We start from the raw sequence: 16,869 nt of genomic DNA on the forward strand, positions 1-16,869 counted from the left end.
AACAAAAAGTAAAAAGTGGAGGTAACCAGAAATACCCGCTTACATCTCCTCTCTGTAGACTATTTTTCGCGACGCGAATTATCAATGCTTTTCAGCGATCAAACGTCAGGATTATGACAAAGCGCACATATTTGATTGCTAATTGTAACAAAGCAAAGGAAGAAGAATATTTTATTAAAATAACAGGAATAATTAGCGAGTTATTTTTAACAGGCAGGCATTAAACAGCCATTCTGATAGCTATTACGGTGAATTTGCGAAAAGGAAGAAAAAGCGAACAGTTTTAAGAAAGGGAATTAATTCGCAACGCGAACATATGGTTAAATTCTGACCCGATTGTCTGGCAAAAAAAACGCCGCAATGCGCGGCGTTTATCAGAAAATGATCGGTTATTCGCCGACTTTCGTCCAGGTATCACGCAGACCAACGGTACGGTTAAACACCAGTTTATCGGCTGTGGCGTAGCGGCTGTCGAGGCAGAAGTAACCTTCGCGCTCAAACTGATACGCATTGCCGGCAACAGCCCCTTTCAGGGATGGCTCCGCAAAGCCCTGCTTGATCACCAGCGACTCCGGGTTAATGACCTCCAGGAAGTCCTCTGCGGCACCCGGGTTTGGCACGCTGAAGAGGCGATCGTACAGACGGATCTCAACCGGCAGCGCATGTGCCGCGCTGACCCAGTGGATAACGCCTTTCACCTTGCGGCCATCGGCAGGATCTTTGCTCAGAGTCTCGGCATCGTAGCTGCAGAAGATCGTGGTGATAGTGCCTTCAGCATCTTTTTCAACACGCTCAGCTTTGATCACGTAGGCATTACGCAGGCGCACTTCTTTGCCCAGCACCAGGCGTTTGTACTGCTTGTTCGCTTCTTCGCGGAAGTCGGCGCGATCGATCCAGATCTCTGCGCTGAACGGCACTTCACGGCTACCCATCTCCGGCTTGCTCGGATGGTTCGGCATGGTCACCAGCTCGCTTTCGCCCTGAGGATAGTTTTCGATAACCAGCTTAACCGGATCGATAACAGCCATCGCGCGCGGCGCATTGTCGTTCAGATCTTCGCGAATGCAGGATTCCAGCGACGCCATCTCAATGGTGTTGTCCTGCTTGGTCACGCCGATGCGTTTGCAAAACTCGCGGATAGATGCGGCGGTATAGCCACGACGACGCAGACCGGAGATGGTTGGCATACGCGGGTCATCCCAGCCTTCAACGTGCTTGTCGGTAACCAGCAGGTTCAGCTTACGCTTGGACATCACGGTGTATTCCAGATTCAGACGAGAGAATTCGTACTGACGCGGATGCACCGGAATGGAGATGTTATCCAGCACCCAGTCATACAGACGACGGTTGTCCTGGAACTCCAGCGTACATAAGGAGTGAGTAATGCCTTCCAGCGCATCGCTGATGCAGTGGGTGAAGTCGTACATTGGGTAGATGCACCACTTGCTGCCGGTCTGATGGTGATCGGCAAACTTAATGCGGTACAGCACCGGGTCACGCATCACGATAAATGGTGAGGCCATATCGATTTTAGCGCGCAGGCAGGCTTTACCCTCTTCGAAGCCACCGGCACGCATTTTTTCAAACAGCGCCAGGTTCTCTTCCACGCTGCGATCGCGGTACGGGCTGTTTTTGCCCGGCGCGGTCAGCGTGCCGCGGTATTCGCGGATTTCGTCAGCGGAAAGCTCGTCAACGTAGGCCAGACCTTTGTTGATCAGCTCTACGGCGTAAGCATACAGCTGGTCAAAATAGTCGGAGGAGTAGCAGATGTCGCCAGACCAGTTGAAGCCCAACCATTGCACGTCGTTCTTAATGGACTCTACGTATTCGATATCTTCTTTCACCGGGTTGGTGTCATCGAAACGCAGGTTGCATTGACCCTGATAGTCCTGCGCGATGCCGAAGTTCAGGCAGATCGATTTCGCATGACCAATATGCAGGTAGCCATTCGGCTCCGGCGGGAAACGGGTATGAACTGTGGTGTGCTTACCAGTGGCCAGATCTTCATCAATGATCTGACGGATAAAGTTGCTCGGGCGGGCTTCAGCCTCACTCATCGTGGATTCCTCAAAGCGTAAACGACGTATAACGGCATATGATCTTATAAGCCGGGCGTAGTGACAACCTTTAGTTACGCAAAAAACGGTCCCGGAAGAGAATTATGAGGGCGATTGCTGCAAAAAAAAGCGGCGGGGATATCCCCGCCGCTCAGGCACTAACGCTTACTCAGGAGCACTTATTTGCCTTTAATTTCATACAGAGGTGTCTGACCGGCCACAACCTGACCCTGCGCCTTAATGACCAGGCCGCTGAAGTCATCGATATTGCTGCAGACAACCGGGCTAATCATCGAGCGCGCGTTGGCGTTCAGGTAGTCGAGATCCATCTCCAGAACCGGCTGACCCGCCACCACTTCCGCACCCTCTTCGACCAGGCGTTTGAAGCCCTGGCCACCCAGCGCTACGGTATCGATGCCCATGTGGACAACGATCTCCGCCCCTTTGTCGGTTTCCAGGCAGAACGCGTGGTTGGTATTGAAGATTTTAACGATGGTGCCCGCCGCAGGCGACACAACGGTTTTCTCCGTTGGTTTAACCGCGACACCGTCACCCACGGCTTTACTGGCGAAGGCTTCATCAGGAACCTGCTCCAGAGCCACCACCTCACCGGTGACTGGCGAAACCAGTGCGGCAATGGTTACCGCATTTGGCACCGCCTGCGGTTTCGCAACCGGCGCGTCAGCCACGGGTGCGCTATCCGTTGAGGCAGCAGCGACCGGCCCACGGGCAACCACTTTTTTCATTTCGTCGCCGATAGATTCGGCCTTCGCACCCACGATAACCTGGATGGTTTGTTTGTTCAGTTTCACCACACCAGACGCGCCCAGGCGTTTACACATGGCATCGCTCACGCGCGCAGAGTCGCCAACGGTCAGACGCAGGCGGGTAATACAGGCATCAATGGCTTTCAGGTTATCGGTACCGCCTACAGCGGCAATGTAGCTGGTTGCCAGCTGAGTTAAACCTTCTTCGGTATTGCTGTTTGCTTCACTGGTTACGACGTCATCTTTTGTCTCTTCACGGCCCGGCGTTTTGAGGTTAAACATACGAATAACCGCGCTGAACAGGAGGAAGTAGATAACGAAGAACACCAGGCCCATCACCATCAGCATCCAGACATTGCTGCTTGCCGCCGGCAGGTTGTACATCAACACGTAGTCGATAGCGCCTGCGGAGAAGGAGAAGCCAGCATGGATACCCAGAAGAGTGGCCACAAACAGGCTGATACCGGTCAGGAAGGCGTGCATGAGATACAGCAGCGGCGCCAGGAACATGAACAGGAATTCCAGTGGCTCGGTCACGCCGGTCAGGAAGGCCGTGATCGCAACGGACAGCAGCATACCGCCAACCATTGGGCGACGCTCTTTCGGCGCAGCCAGGTACATTGCCAGCGCAGCGCCAGGCAGACCAAACATCATGATTGGGAAGAAGCCGGACATGAACATGCCCGCGGTGCCGTCGCCTGCGTAGAAACGGTTGATATCACCGTGGAACACGGCACCCGCCGCGTTGGTGAACTCACCAATCTGGAACCAGGCGATGGTGTTCAGCACCTGATGCAGACCCGTTGGGATCAGCAGACGGTTGATGAAACCGAAGATACCCGCACCCATTGCGCCCGCGGAAACGATCCACTCGCCACCCGCATGGATAGCGTGCTGCACCGGTGGCCACACGTAGCCAAAGATGGCGGCAAGGATCAGACAGAAAAAGCCCGTCGCGATCGGCACGAAACGTTTTCCGCCGAAGAAGCTCAGGAAGTCAGGGAGTTTGATACCTGCCCAGCGGTTGTAGACGGCACCACCGACGAGGCCGGTAATGATACCCGCCAGTACGCCCATGTTGATTTCAGGGTTGATGGTCACCATCGCTTTCGTGAGGATGAAGTAACCCACGGCCCCGGCCAGTGCCGCAGCACCAGCGCTGTCTTTTGACCAGCTTGACGCCACACCGATGGCAAAAATCAGCGCCAGGTTGTCAAAAATTGCGCCGCCAGCCTGAGCAATAAACGGCACGTTAAGAAGATCGGGTTGCCCGAATCGCAGCAGGAGCGCTGCAACCGGTAGCACGGCGATAGGGAGCTGCAAAGCCCTACCGAGGCGCTGGAAAAAACCTAAAATATTCATCCTATTCCCCCTACGAGACCCTTTGTTAAGGCTCGCGCATAAACTATGTTTTTTTATTGTGTAACGAACGATAAATACAGTTGATGATTCACTGGCTTTGAGAGTGTCTGAAAAATTAATTCGTATCGCAAATTAAACGCGTACTTTTTGTGAGTTTTGTCACCAAATATTGTTTCTTCCCCTCCCCTGTACTGGCAAACAGTGAAAACTTATTTTATGATACGAAAAATCAGGACGGATTGACCCCTCTCGGTGTGAAACAGGTTAGGCTTATATCATACCCCGACAAGCAATCCGCCAACTTTTACTAAAACTTCAGAGGTGAATAATGAGACTGATCCCCCTGGCAACCGCAGAACAAGTCGGCAAATGGGCTGCTCGCCATATCGTACAACGTATCAACGCGTTCAAACCGACAGCCGATCGTCCTTTTGTACTGGGTCTGCCTACCGGTGGCACACCTCTTACCGCCTATAAAGCACTGGTTGAGATGCATAAAGCGGGCCAGGTTAGCTTTGAACATGTTGTCACCTTCAACATGGACGAGTATGTAGGCCTGCCAAAAGAGCACCCGGAGAGCTACCATAGCTTCATGCACCGGAACTTCTTTGATCACATTGATATTAAACCGGAAAATATTAATCTGCTGGACGGAAATGCCCCGGATATTGATGCAGAGTGCCGTCATTACGAAGAAAAAATCCGTGCTTACGGTAAAATCCACCTGTTCATGGGTGGCGTCGGTAACGACGGTCATATCGCCTTCAACGAACCTGCTTCTTCTCTGGCCTCCCGTACCCGTATCAAAACCCTGACACATGACACCCGTGTGGCAAACTCCCGTTTCTTTGATGGCGACGTTAACCAGGTACCAAAATATGCCCTGACCGTTGGCGTGGGTACCCTGCTGGATGCGGAAGAAGTGATGATTCTGGTGCTGGGCAGTGTAAAAGCGCAGGCGCTGCAGGCGGCGGTAGAAGGCAACGTCAACCACATGTGGACCATCAGCTGTCTGCAACTGCATCCGAAAGCAGTTGTGGTATGCGATGAACCGTCTACCATGGAACTGAAAGTGAAGACGTTGAAGTATTTCAACGAATTAGAAGCAGAAAATATTAAAGGTCTGTAATGTGACGCCGTCTCTGCCTGCAGAGACGGCATGCTATTTTTAAACCGGGGGTCGTTATGTACGCTTTAACCCACGGTCGGATTTATACCGGCCATGAAATTCTGGATGACCATGCGATCGTTATCGCCAATGGCCTGATTGAACGTGTCTGCCCACTGGCCGAACTGCCAGCGGACATTGAACAACGCTCGCTCAATGGAGCAATCATCTCCCCCGGTTTTATCGACGTACAGCTTAACGGCTGTGGCGGCGTGCAGTTCAACGATACTGCCGAAGCCGTCACCGTTGAAACGCTGGAAATTATGCAGCGCGCCAATGAAAAATCGGGCTGCACCAGCTACCTGCCGACGCTTATTACCACCAGCGACGACCTGATGAAGCAAGGCGTTCGCGTGATGCGTGAATATCTGGCGAAATATCCACACCAGGCGCTGGGTCTGCACCTTGAGGGGCCGTGGCTGAATATCGTCAAGAAAGGCACCCATAATCCTGATTACGTCCGTAAACCTGACGGTGAACTGGTTGATTTTCTCTGTGCCAACGCGGATGTGATCACCAAAGTGACCCTGGCGCCAGAAATGGTCGATCCTGAGGTGATCCGCAAGCTGGCGGGCGCAGGTATTGTGGTCTCTGCAGGGCATTCCAACGCCACGCTAAAAGAGGCCAAAGTGGGCTTCCGCGCCGGTATCACCTTCGCGACCCATCTTTATAATGCTATGCCTTATATTACCGGACGCGAACCCGGTCTCGCCGGGGCGATCTTCGACGAACCAGATGTCTATTGCGGCATTATTGTTGACGGTTTACATGTCGATTACGCCAACGTGCGTAACGCTAAGCGCCTGAAAGGTGACAAACTGTGTCTGGTAACAGACGCCACGGCACCAGCTGGGGCAAATATTGAACAGTTCATTTTTGCTGGTAAAACAATATACTACCGGAATGGACTCTGTGTGGATGAGAACGGAACGTTAAGCGGCTCGGCTCTGACCATGATCGAAGGCGTGCGCAATCTGGTTGAACATTGCAGCATTGCCCTCGATGAAGTGCTGCGTATGGCAACGCTCTATCCGGCACGCGCGATAGGCGTAGATAAACAGCTGGGCAGTATTGCACCGGGGATGGTCGCTAACCTCACCGCATTCACACACGATTATAAAATCATCAAGACCATCGTTAATGGTAACGAGGTCGTTACAGAGTAAGCGAAAGTATGACACCTGGCGGACAAGCTCAAATTGGCAACGTTGATCTGGTAAAACAGCTGAACAGTGCGGCGGTTTATCGACTGATTGACCAGCACGGACCCATCTCGCGGATTCAGATTGCAGAACAGAGCCAGCTTGCCCCCGCCAGCGTGACGAAAATTACCCGTCAGCTTATTGAGCGCGGGCTGATTAAAGAAGTGGATCAGCAGGCCTCCACCGGAGGCCGTCGCGCTATCTCAATTGTTACCGAAACCCGTCATTTCCACGCCATTGGCGTGCGCCTTGGACGTCATGACGCCACCCTGACGCTGTACGATCTCAGCAGTAAGGCCATTGCTGAAGAGCACTATGCCCTGCCGGAACGCACTCAGGAGACCCTCGAACATGCGCTGCTTAACGCCATCGAGCTGTTTATCGAATCCTGCCAGCGCAAAATCCGCGAGCTGATTGCCATTTCGGTGATCCTGCCCGGGCTCGTCGATCCCGAAAGCGGCGTGATCCGCTATATGCCGCATATTCAGGTCGAAAACTGGGCGCTGATCGACGCGCTGGAAAAGCGTTTCGCCGTAACCTGCTTTGTGGGTCACGATATCCGCAGCCTGGCGCTGGCCGAGCACTACTTTGGTGCAAGTCAGGATTGTGAAGACTCAATTCTGGTGCGCGTTCACCGCGGTACGGGTGCCGGTATTATCTCTAATGGCCGCATTTTTATTGGCCGTAACGGTAACGTGGGCGAGATTGGCCACATTCAGGTTGACCCGCTGGGTGAGCGCTGCCACTGCGGCAACTTTGGCTGTCTGGAAACCGTCGCTGCCAACGCCGCCATTGAGCAGCGGGTGCGCCATCTGCTGGAGCAGGGTTATCAGAGCCGCGTCACGCTCGATGACTGTAAAATCAGCGCCATCTGCCGGGCGGCCAATAAGGGCGACGCGTTAGCCAGTGAAGTGATTGAGCAGGTTGGCCGTCATCTGGGTAAAACCATTGCCATCGCCATCAACCTGTTTAACCCACAAAAAGTGGTGATCGCCGGTGAAATTACCGAGGCCGAAAAAGTGCTGCTGCCTGCCATCGAAGGGTGCATCAATACCCAGGCGCTGAAGGCGTTTCGCCAGAACCTGCCGGTGGTTCGCTCCGCGCTGAACGACCGTTCCGCGATTGGCGCTTTTGCCCTGGTAAAACGCGCCATGCTTAACGGTATCCTGTTGCAGCGTTTGCTGGAAAGCTGACAGCGCTTTATAGTGACGCCTTCTTTTTTTGATGTCGGGAAGTTCATGACCATTAAGAATGTTATTTGTGATATCGACGGCGTGCTGATGCACGACAACGTTGCCGTGCCGGGCGCTGCAGAGTTTCTTAACGGCATCATGGAAAAGGGTATGCCGCTGGTGCTGCTCACTAACTTCCCGTCGCAGACCGGACAGGATCTGGCGAACCGTTTTGCCAACGCCGGTATCGATGTGCCCGCCAGCGTGTTCTATACCTCGGCAATGGCCACCGCAGATTTCCTGAAGCGTCAGGAAGGCAAAAAAGCGTATGTAGTCGGTGAAGGCGCACTGATCCATGAACTGTACAAAGCGGGCTTTACCATCACCGACGTCAACCCCGACTTTGTTATCGTTGGCGAAACGCGCTCCTATAACTGGGAGATGATGCACAAGGCGGCCTTCTTTGTCGCCAACGGCGCCCGCTTTATCGCCACCAACCCGGATACCCATGGCCGCGGCTTTTACCCGGCCTGCGGCGCACTCTGTGCCGGTATTGAGAAGATGACCGGCCGCATGCCGTTTTATGTTGGTAAGCCCAGCCCGTGGATCATTCGTGCAGCACTCAACACAATGCAGGCCCACTCGGAAGATACGGTGATTGTGGGCGATAACCTGCGCACCGATATTCTGGCCGGCTTCCAGGCCGGGCTGGAAACCATCCTGGTCCTGTCGGGGGTATCCACCCTGGACGATATCGATTCGATGCCGTTCCGACCAAGCTGGATTTACCCCTCGGTCGCGGAAATTGATGTCCTGTAACCCAAAACCACGTCCCCGGACGTGGTTTTTTCATTTTGCCGCGTCAAAAATAGAAATTCATCTAATAAAAAACGCCTTTTACTGAATAAACATCAATAATCCAGCTTAAGGCGTACGCTTTTTTCAACATTCATCAACAGGTATTGCACTTTTTTCTTTTTACCCGGCAAATCGCTTGCCGCCCCTCCGCTTTTGCGGCATTTTCATAAGCAAGCAACATCACACTGCAACAGGGTTAATGGAGAAGGTTATGTGTTCAATTTTCGGCGTACTGGATATCAAAACTGACGCAGGCGAACTGCGTAAAAAAGCACTGGAACTCTCCCGTCTGATGCGCCATCGCGGCCCGGACTGGTCCGGTGTCTACGCCAGCGATAAAGCCATCCTGGCGCACGAGCGTCTGTCGATTGTGGATGTCAATGCCGGTGCCCAGCCGTTATATAACGAGAAAAAAACCCATGCGCTGGCGGTCAACGGTGAAATCTACAACCACCAGGCGCTGCGCGCGGAGTACGGCGATCGCTACACCTTCCAGACCGGTTCTGACTGCGAAGTGATCCTGGCCCTCTACCAGGAGAAAGGGCCCGAGTTCCTCGACGATCTGCAGGGTATGTTTGCCTTTGCGCTGTACGATAGCGAAAAAGATGCGTACCTGATTGGCCGCGACCACATCGGGATTATCCCGCTCTATATGGGCCATGATGAGCACGGCAACTTCTATGTTGCCTCTGAAATGAAAGCCCTGGTGCCGGTTTGCCGCACCATCAAAGAGTTCCCGGCAGGCAGCTATCTGTGGAGCCAGGATGGCGAAATTCGCCAGTACTATCAGCGCGACTGGTTCGATTACGATGCCGTTAAAGACAACGTCACCGATAAAAACGAGCTGCGCCAGGCGCTGGAAGATTCAGTGAAAAGCCACCTGATGTCGGACGTGCCTTACGGCGTGCTGCTCTCAGGCGGTCTGGACTCGTCCGTTATCTCGGCGATCACCAAAAAGTATGCCGCACGTCGCGTGGAAGATCAGGAGCGCTCCGAAGCCTGGTGGCCGCAGCTGCACTCCTTCGCCGTCGGCCTGGAAGGATCCCCGGACCTGAAAGCCGCGCAGGAGGTGGCAAATCACCTGGGCACCGTGCACCATGAGATCCACTTTACGGTGCAGGAAGGGCTGGATGCGATCCGCGACGTTATCTATCACATTGAAACCTATGATGTGACCACCATCCGCGCCTCCACGCCGATGTACCTGATGTCCCGTAAAATCAAGGCTATGGGCATTAAAATGGTACTTTCCGGCGAAGGTTCTGACGAAGTGTTCGGCGGCTACCTCTACTTCCATAAAGCGCCGGATGCCAAAGAGCTGCACGAAGAGACCGTGCGTAAACTGCAGGCCCTGCACATGTTTGACTGCGCCCGTGCCAACAAAGCGATGTCTGCATGGGGTGTTGAAGCGCGCGTTCCCTTCCTGGATAAAAAATTCCTCGACGTGGCCATGCGTATCAACCCGCAGGACAAAATGTGCGGCAACGGTAAGATGGAGAAACACGTTCTGCGCGAATGCTTCGAATCTTACCTGCCTGCAAGCGTGGCATGGCGTCAGAAAGAGCAGTTCTCTGACGGCGTAGGGTACAGCTGGATCGACACCCTGAAAGAGGTGGCAGCGAAGCAGATTTCCGATCAGCAACTGGAAACCGCCAGCTTCCGCTTCCCGTACAACACGCCGGGTTCGAAAGAAGCCTATCTGTACCGTGAGATCTTCGAAGAGCTGTTCCCGCTGCCAAGCGCAGCAGAGTGTGTTCCTGGCGGTCCTTCCGTCGCCTGCTCCTCGGCGAAAGCCATTGAGTGGGATGAAGCTTTCAAAACCATGAACGATCCATCAGGTCGTGCCGTGGGTGTGCATCAGTCCGCCTATAAGTAATCAGTCAGATCGCCATGAGGCCCTTCGGGGCCTCTTTTTTTGCCTCGCGTTTCGCTGGACAAAAACGATTAATAACCAATAATTGCCGAATATTCGGTCACGCTGTTCGCAACCTAACCAAACAGTCACATTCCAGACATTTTCGTTGAAAAAGGTGTTGACGCTGCAAGGGTCTATACGCATAATGCGCCCCGCAACGCCGATAAGGTAACGCGAAAAAAAGATGGCTACGTAGCTCAGTTGGTTAGAGCACATCACTCATAATGATGGGGTCACAGGTTCGAATCCCGTCGTAGCCACCATCTTTTTTGCGGGAGTGGCGAAATTGGTAGACGCACCAGATTTAGGTTCTGGCGCCGCAAGGTGTGCGAGTTCAAGTCTCGCCTCCCGCACCATTCCCAGGTAAGCGTTGCACGGATGGGGTATCGCCAAGCGGTAAGGCACCGGTTTTTGATACCGGCATTCCCTGGTTCGAATCCAGGTACCCCAGCCATATTTCTTCGATTTTGCGGTTCTCCGCGGTTATTGGGGTATCGCCAAGCGGTAAGGCACCGGTTTTTGATACCGGCATTCCCTGGTTCGAATCCAGGTACCCCAGCCATCGAAGAAAGCAGTCTGGCTACGTAGCTCAGTTGGTTAGAGCACATCACTCATAATGATGGGGTCACAGGTTCGAATCCCGTCGTAGCCACCATATCAGCTTGTATCGATTCCGGTCGGTAAAGCAAAAAATTTGTTGGGGTATCGCCAAGCGGTAAGGCACCGGATTCTGATTCCGGCATTCCGAGGTTCGAATCCTCGTACCCCAGCCAATTTAAAAAGTCGTTAAGCTATTTGTTTAACGCAATTGGGGTGTCGCCAAGCGGTAAGGCTCTGGTTTCTGATACCAGCATTCCGGGGTTCGAATCCCTGCACCCCAGCCACATAAAAAAAGCTCGCTTCGGCGAGCTTTTTGCTTTTCTACGTTTCCAGACTGAACAAACCGGGTGGCGGCTTCGCCTTACCCGGCCCAGGGAATGTCTAGAGCCCTAAGGCGTACTTCAGCGCCTGACGTTTCAGTCCACCGGCGCGCTGTGCCGCCATCAATCCCACATTACGCAGGATGCGCAGCGGCCCGAGATCGTTGCTGAACCCGGCGTAAAAGAGATCCATCCCGGACTGCATAATGAAGTTATCGGCCATTCGTCGCATCTGATAACGCTTAAGCACCTGATGGCTGGCCCAGGCTTCGCCGTGGCTGCGGGCATTACTGAGTACATCTATCAGCGCTTCGACGTCGCGATAGCCCAGGTTAACCCCCTGCCCCGCCAGCGGATGAATGGTATGCGCCGCATCGCCGACCAGCGCCAGCCCTTCGCGGGCATACTTCAGCGCATGACGACGCGTCAGGGGGAATGCCCCTGCGGCGACCGGCGTGACCTTACCCAGACGCGGCGGGAAATGGTGGGCGATTTCGCGCTGCAGCTGTTCCATAGAGAGCCCCTGCAGCTGGCGGATCCGCGCGGGGGTGTCATACCACACCAGGGATGCCCAACGGTCAAACAGCGGTAAAAACGCGTGCGGACCGTTCGGGGTGAAATGCTGCCAGGTGCTGTCACCCGGATCGTTCTCACAGGCGACGGTGATCAGCATGCAGGATTGCTGATATTGCCAGGCGTGAATGCCGATCCCGGCCAGCTCGCGCACCCGGGAATTTGCGCCGTCGGCCCCAACCAGCAGTTTTACCGCCAGCTGCTCGCCATTATCCAGCTCAATCAGATGCTGATCGTTGTGGCGGTGGAGCGCCTTCACCGACGCAGGAACGCGCAGCGTCACCTGCGGATGCGCCTCCAGCGCCTGCCAGAGCGCCTGTTGCAGCACCCTATTTTCAACCATGTAACCCAGCAGCGGGAGTTTCATCTCCGCGGCGTCAAACACCACGTGGGCGTTTTCCCACTCCCAGGTCTCCAGGCGACGATACGGATGCGCGCGCATGGCCAGCACCGCGTCCCATACCCCCAGCCCACGAAGCAGATCAACTGACGCGGCGCTGATCGCCGAAATGCGTACATCCGGCTGCTGTGACGCGTCAAAAGCAGCAGGTGGCGCCTGTTCGATAACGGTGACGTCGAACCCGTGTTGCGCCAGCCCCAGCGCCAGCGCCCCGCCGACCATACCGCCGCCGACGACGGCGATCCCGGCTTGTTGGATAGTCATGGTCATTTGTCCTTATTTGATAATCTCCTAAGTTTACCGGATTTTTTTGGCCTTGAGGCTGACAACCTTCATACTGGTCACAACCGCACCAAAGCATTACAATACGCGCCCTGCAATCCTGAGCATGAGCAAGTCGATGACAAAAAAACTCCATATTAAAACCTGGGGCTGTCAGATGAACGAATACGATTCATCCAAGATGGCCGATCTGCTGGATGCCACCCATGGGTATCAACTCACCGACGTGGCGGAAGAGGCAGATGTGCTGCTGCTGAATACCTGCTCAATCCGTGAGAAGGCGCAGGAAAAAGTCTTTCACCAGTTAGGTCGCTGGAAGCTCCTCAAGCAGAAAAACCCGGATATCATCATCGGCGTCGGCGGTTGTGTTGCCTCGCAAGAAGGGAAGCTGATTCGTCAGCGCGCCCACTACGTCGACATTATTTTTGGTCCGCAGACCCTGCACCGTCTGCCGGAGATGATCAACGCCGTACGCGGAAGCGGTAATCGCAAGGCGATTATTGACGTCAGCTTCCCGGAAATCGAAAAATTTGACCGTCTGCCGGAACCGCGCGCAGATGGCCCGACCGCCTTCGTCTCCATCATGGAAGGCTGCAATAAATACTGTACTTACTGCGTGGTGCCTTATACCCGCGGCGAAGAAGTCAGCCGTCCTTGCGACGACATCCTGTTTGAGATCGCCCAACTGGCGGCACAGGGTGTGCGCGAAGTGAACCTGCTCGGGCAGAACGTTAACGCCTGGCGCGGCGAGAACTATGACGGCAGCACCGGCTCGTTTGCTGAACTGCTGCGTCTGGTGGCGGCGATTGACGGTATCGACCGCATCCGCTTTACCACCAGCCACCCGATCGAATTTACCGATGACATCATCGAGGTTTACCGCGATACGCCAGAGCTGGTGAGCTTCCTGCATCTGCCGATCCAGTGTGGTTCTGACCGCGTACTGAACCTGATGGGCCGCACCCACACCGTGCTGGAATATAAAGCGATTATCCGCAAGCTGCGTGAAGCGCGCCCGGATATTCAGATAAGCTCTGACTTCATCGTCGGCTTCCCGGGGGAAACGGACGACGATTTTGAACGCACCATGAAGGTGATTGGTGATGTGAACTTCGACGTGAGTTACAGCTTCATCTTCTCGGCGCGTCCAGGGACGCCTGCCGCCGATATGGTTGACGACGTGCCGGAAGAGGTGAAAAAGCAGCGTCTCTATATTCTGCAGGATCGCATTAACCAGCAGGCCAACGCCTGGAGCCGCCGGATGCTCGGCACCGTGCAGCGTGTACTGGTAGAAGGCACTTCACGTAAGAGCATCATGGAGCTCTCTGGCCGTACAGAGAACAACCGCGTGGTGAACTTCGAAGGTACGCCGGATCTGGTGGGCAAGTTCGTCGATATTGAGATCCTCGAGGTGCTGACCAACTCCCTGCGTGGCAAACTGGTGCGCACCGAAGATGAAATGGGCCTGCGCGTCGCCCAGTCGCCGGAATCGGTGATTGCCCGTACTCGTAAAGAAAACGATCTCGGCGTCAGCGTTTATCAGCCGTGATCCTTCGGCCTGTCGTTTCTGACAGGCCTTGTATTTCCCCCTGCTCTCCCCCATATCCTTCGCAATGCTTGCGCCTTTATTCCGTGGCGTGAATACTTTCATAAGACAGACCCACTGCCCTATGACACCCGAGACATTAAGAGGAACGGTTTGAATATAGACACACGTGAAATTACCCTTGAGCCAGCAGACAACGCTCGCCTGCTGAGCCTGTGCGGGCCGTTTGATGACAACATCAAACATCTGGAGCGACGTCTGGGTATCGAGATTAATCGTCGCGATAACCAGTTCAAACTCACCGGACGCGCCATTTGCGTCAATGCCGCTGCGGATATTCTCCGTAGTCTGTACGTTGATACCGCGCCGATGCGCGGTGAAACTCAGGATATTGAGCCGGAACAGATCCATCTGGCGATCAAAGAATCGCGAGTGCTGGAGCAGAGCGCGGAGAGCGTGCCGGAATTCGGCAAGGCTATCCACATTCAGACCAAGCGTGGCGTCATTAAGCCGCGCACGCCAAACCAGGCGCAGTACATCGCCAATATCCTCGATCATGACATCACCTTCGGTGTCGGCCCGGCAGGTACTGGTAAAACCTACCTTGCGGTGGCTGCTGCCGTGGATGCCCTTGAGCGCCAGGAGATCCGCCGCATTCTGCTCACCCGTCCGGCCGTTGAAGCGGGCGAGAAGCTGGGCTTCCTGCCTGGTGATCTGAGCCAGAAGGTCGATCCTTACCTGCGCCCGCTGTACGATGCGCTGTTTGAGATGCTTGGCTTTGAGAAGGTCGAAAAACTGATTGAACGTAACGTCATCGAAGTGGCTCCGCTGGCCTATATGCGTGGCCGTACCCTGAACGATGCGTTCATCATCCTGGATGAGAGCCAGAACACCACCATCGAACAGATGAAGATGTTCCTGACCCGTATTGGCTTTAACTCCAAAGCGGTGATCACCGGCGATATCACCCAGGTTGACCTGCCACGCAGCACCAAGTCGGGTCTGCGTCACGCTATTGAAGTCCTGTCCGAAGTGGACGAAATCAGCTTCAACTTCTTCCACAGTGAAGACGTGGTGCGCCACCCGGTAGTTGCCCGCATCGTCACGGCGTATGAAGCGTGGGAAGCCGCAGATCAAAAACGTAAAGCAGAACAGGCCGCGGAACGTAAACGCGAAGCCCAGGAGCAAGAGCAGAAATGAGTCAGGTGATCCTCGATTTACAGCTGGCCTGTGAAGATAACGCCGGCCTGCCGGAAGAGAGCCAGTTCCAGGCGTGGCTGAATGCCGTCATCCCGCAGTTTCAGGAGGAGTCAGAAGTCACGATTCGCCTGGTGGATGAAGCAGAAAGCCACGACCTGAACCTGACCTACCGCGGGAAAGATAAGCCGACCAATGTGCTCTCTTTCCCGTTCGAAGCCCCACCGGGTATCGAAATGCCGCTGCTTGGCGATCTGATCATCTGCCGCCAGGTGGTTGAGCAGGAAGCGAAGGAGCAGCAGAAGCCCCTCGAGGCCCACTGGGCGCACATGGTGGTGCACGGCAGCCTGCATCTGCTGGGCTACGACCACATTGAAGATGACGAAGCGGAAGAGATGGAATCCCTTGAGACAGAGATAATGCTTGCTCTGGGCTATGAGGATCCGTACATTGCCGAGAAAGAGTAGTCTGTAGGGTGCGTTTGCGCCTTACTGGCATAATGTGCCGTTGCGTATGACAAAAGTCCGCGACGGCAGTCAACAGACCAACATGAGAACCCTTAACAAACGCCATGAGCGACGACAATTCACACAGTAGCGACACACCAAACAGCAAAAAAGGATTTTTCTCCCTCCTTCTGAGCCAGCTGTTCCACGGTGAACCTAAAAACCGTGATGACCTTCTGGAGCTTATCCGTGACTCCGGGCAGAACGAGCTTATCGATGAAGATACGCGCGAGATGCTTGAAGGGGTAATGGACATCGCCGACCAGCGCGTTCGCGATATCATGATCCCCCGTTCGCAGATGATTACCCTGAAACGCAACCAGACCCTGGATGAGTGCCTCGATGTCATTATCGAATCCGCTCACTCTCGTTTCCCGGTGATCAGCGAAGACAAAGACCACATTGAAGGAATTTTGATGGCCAAGGATCTGCTGCCGTTTATGCGCAGCGATGCCGAAGCCTTCAGCATGGAAAAAGTGTTACGTCAGGCGGTAGTGGTCCCGGAAAGTAAGCGGGTCGATCGCATGCTGAAAGAGTTCCGCTCTCAGCGCTACCACATGGCGATTGTTATCGATGAATTTGGCGGTGTTTCGGGCCTGGTCACCATCGAAGATATTCTTGAGCTGATTGTTGGCGAAATTGAAGATGAATATGACGAAGAAGAGGATATCGACTTCCGTCAGTTGAGCCGCCACACCTGGACCGTGCGTGCGCTCGCCCCAATCGAAGATTTCAATGACACCTTCGGCACGCATTTCAGCGACGAAGAGGTAGATACCATCGGCGGGCTGGTGATGCAGGCGTTTGGTCACCTGCCGGCGCGTGGCGAAACCGTGGAAATTGACGGCTATCAGTTCAAGGTGGCGATGGCCGACAGTCGACGTATTATTCAGGTTCATGTCAGAATGCCGGACAATGCTCCGCAACCCACACTGGATGATTGA

General features: G+C 54.4%; 12 protein-coding genes and 7 tRNA genes. 16 read left to right on the forward strand and 3 right to left on the reverse strand.

Going from position 1 to position 16,869, the window contains the following annotated elements:
- Window positions 1–389: 389 nt before the first annotated feature.
- Both glnS and nagE read right to left on the reverse strand, forming a co-directional pair.
- On the reverse strand, window positions 390–2,057 hold the full coding sequence (glnS, locus tag ACT3IC_RS02875) for a glutamine--tRNA ligase (RefSeq protein ID WP_103178693.1): 1,668 nt from the start codon (window positions 2,055–2,057) through the stop codon (window positions 390–392).
- A gap of 179 nt (window positions 2,058–2,236) precedes the next feature.
- Window positions 2,237–4,186: a PTS N-acetyl glucosamine transporter subunit IIABC gene (gene nagE / locus ACT3IC_RS02880; RefSeq protein WP_159339284.1), complete on the reverse strand. Its 1,950-nt coding sequence runs from the start codon at window positions 4,184–4,186 to the stop codon at window positions 2,237–2,239.
- Window positions 4,187–4,514: 328 nt separating this feature from the next.
- Here nagE and nagB point away from each other — a divergent pair, with 328 nt between their 5' ends.
- The 12 genes from nagB to ACT3IC_RS02940 all read left to right on the forward strand — a co-directional run bounded on the left by nagB (window position 4,515) and on the right by ACT3IC_RS02940 (window position 11,385).
- Window positions 4,515–5,315 carry a glucosamine-6-phosphate deaminase gene (gene nagB / locus ACT3IC_RS02885; RefSeq protein ID WP_103178691.1) on the forward strand — a complete coding sequence of 267 codons (801 nt, stop codon included), beginning with the start codon at window positions 4,515–4,517 and terminating at the stop codon, window positions 5,313–5,315.
- Window positions 5,316–5,371: 56 nt separating this feature from the next.
- Window positions 5,372–6,520, forward strand: a complete 1,149-nt coding sequence (gene nagA / locus ACT3IC_RS02890) for an N-acetylglucosamine-6-phosphate deacetylase (RefSeq protein ID WP_103178690.1) — start codon at window positions 5,372–5,374, stop codon at window positions 6,518–6,520.
- 8 nt (window positions 6,521–6,528) lie between these two features.
- On the forward strand, window positions 6,529–7,749 hold the full coding sequence (gene nagC / locus ACT3IC_RS02895) for a DNA-binding transcriptional regulator NagC (RefSeq protein ID WP_103178689.1): 1,221 nt from the start codon (window positions 6,529–6,531) through the stop codon (window positions 7,747–7,749).
- Window positions 7,750–7,794: 45 nt separating this feature from the next.
- Entirely contained in the window at window positions 7,795–8,547 is a 753-nt protein-coding gene (locus ACT3IC_RS02900; RefSeq protein ID WP_159339285.1) for an HAD-IIA family hydrolase, read from the forward strand.
- A 250-nt stretch (window positions 8,548–8,797) separates the two neighbouring features.
- Window positions 8,798–10,462: an asparagine synthase B gene (gene asnB / locus ACT3IC_RS02905; protein ID WP_103178688.1), complete on the forward strand. Its 1,665-nt coding sequence runs from the start codon at window positions 8,798–8,800 to the stop codon at window positions 10,460–10,462.
- A 225-nt stretch (window positions 10,463–10,687) separates the two neighbouring features.
- Window positions 10,688–10,764: transfer RNA gene (locus tag ACT3IC_RS02910), tRNA-Met, on the forward strand.
- A gap of 8 nt (window positions 10,765–10,772) precedes the next feature.
- Window positions 10,773–10,857, forward strand: a tRNA-Leu gene (locus ACT3IC_RS02915).
- Between the two features lie 23 nt (window positions 10,858–10,880).
- Window positions 10,881–10,955 (forward strand) — tRNA-Gln (locus ACT3IC_RS02920).
- A 33-nt stretch (window positions 10,956–10,988) separates the two neighbouring features.
- Window positions 10,989–11,063 (forward strand) — tRNA-Gln (locus ACT3IC_RS02925).
- A gap of 16 nt (window positions 11,064–11,079) precedes the next feature.
- Window positions 11,080–11,156, forward strand: a tRNA-Met gene (locus tag ACT3IC_RS02930).
- 43 nt (window positions 11,157–11,199) lie between these two features.
- Window positions 11,200–11,274, forward strand: a tRNA-Gln gene (locus ACT3IC_RS02935).
- A 36-nt stretch (window positions 11,275–11,310) separates the two neighbouring features.
- Window positions 11,311–11,385 (forward strand) — tRNA-Gln (locus ACT3IC_RS02940).
- Window positions 11,386–11,482: 97 nt separating this feature from the next.
- Here the strand turns inward: ACT3IC_RS02940 and ubiF are convergent.
- Complete coding sequence (ubiF, locus tag ACT3IC_RS02945) at window positions 11,483–12,658, reverse strand: 3-demethoxyubiquinol 3-hydroxylase (RefSeq protein WP_159339286.1); 1,176 nt, start codon at window positions 12,656–12,658, stop codon at window positions 11,483–11,485.
- A gap of 136 nt (window positions 12,659–12,794) precedes the next feature.
- On the opposite strand from ubiF, the gene miaB reads away from it, so the two are divergent.
- The 4 genes from miaB to corC all read left to right on the forward strand — a co-directional run bounded on the left by miaB (window position 12,795) and on the right by corC (window position 16,869).
- Window positions 12,795–14,225, forward strand: a complete 1,431-nt coding sequence (gene miaB, locus ACT3IC_RS02950) for a tRNA (N6-isopentenyl adenosine(37)-C2)-methylthiotransferase MiaB (RefSeq protein ID WP_103178685.1) — start codon at window positions 12,795–12,797, stop codon at window positions 14,223–14,225.
- 150 nt (window positions 14,226–14,375) lie between these two features.
- Window positions 14,376–15,422, forward strand: coding sequence for a PhoH family protein (locus ACT3IC_RS02955; protein ID WP_103178684.1), 1,047 nt, complete (start codon window positions 14,376–14,378; stop codon window positions 15,420–15,422).
- Window positions 15,419–15,886, forward strand: coding sequence for an rRNA maturation RNase YbeY (gene ybeY / locus ACT3IC_RS02960; RefSeq protein WP_103178683.1), 468 nt, complete (start codon window positions 15,419–15,421; stop codon window positions 15,884–15,886). The genes ACT3IC_RS02955 and ybeY overlap by 4 nt, the downstream gene beginning before the upstream one ends.
- 104 nt (window positions 15,887–15,990) lie before the next feature.
- Window positions 15,991–16,869, forward strand: a complete 879-nt coding sequence (gene corC / locus ACT3IC_RS02965) for a CNNM family magnesium/cobalt transport protein CorC (RefSeq protein ID WP_103178682.1) — start codon at window positions 15,991–15,993, stop codon at window positions 16,867–16,869.

The sequence above is a fragment of the Leclercia sp. GHBNCSD genome, assembly GCF_055805075.1.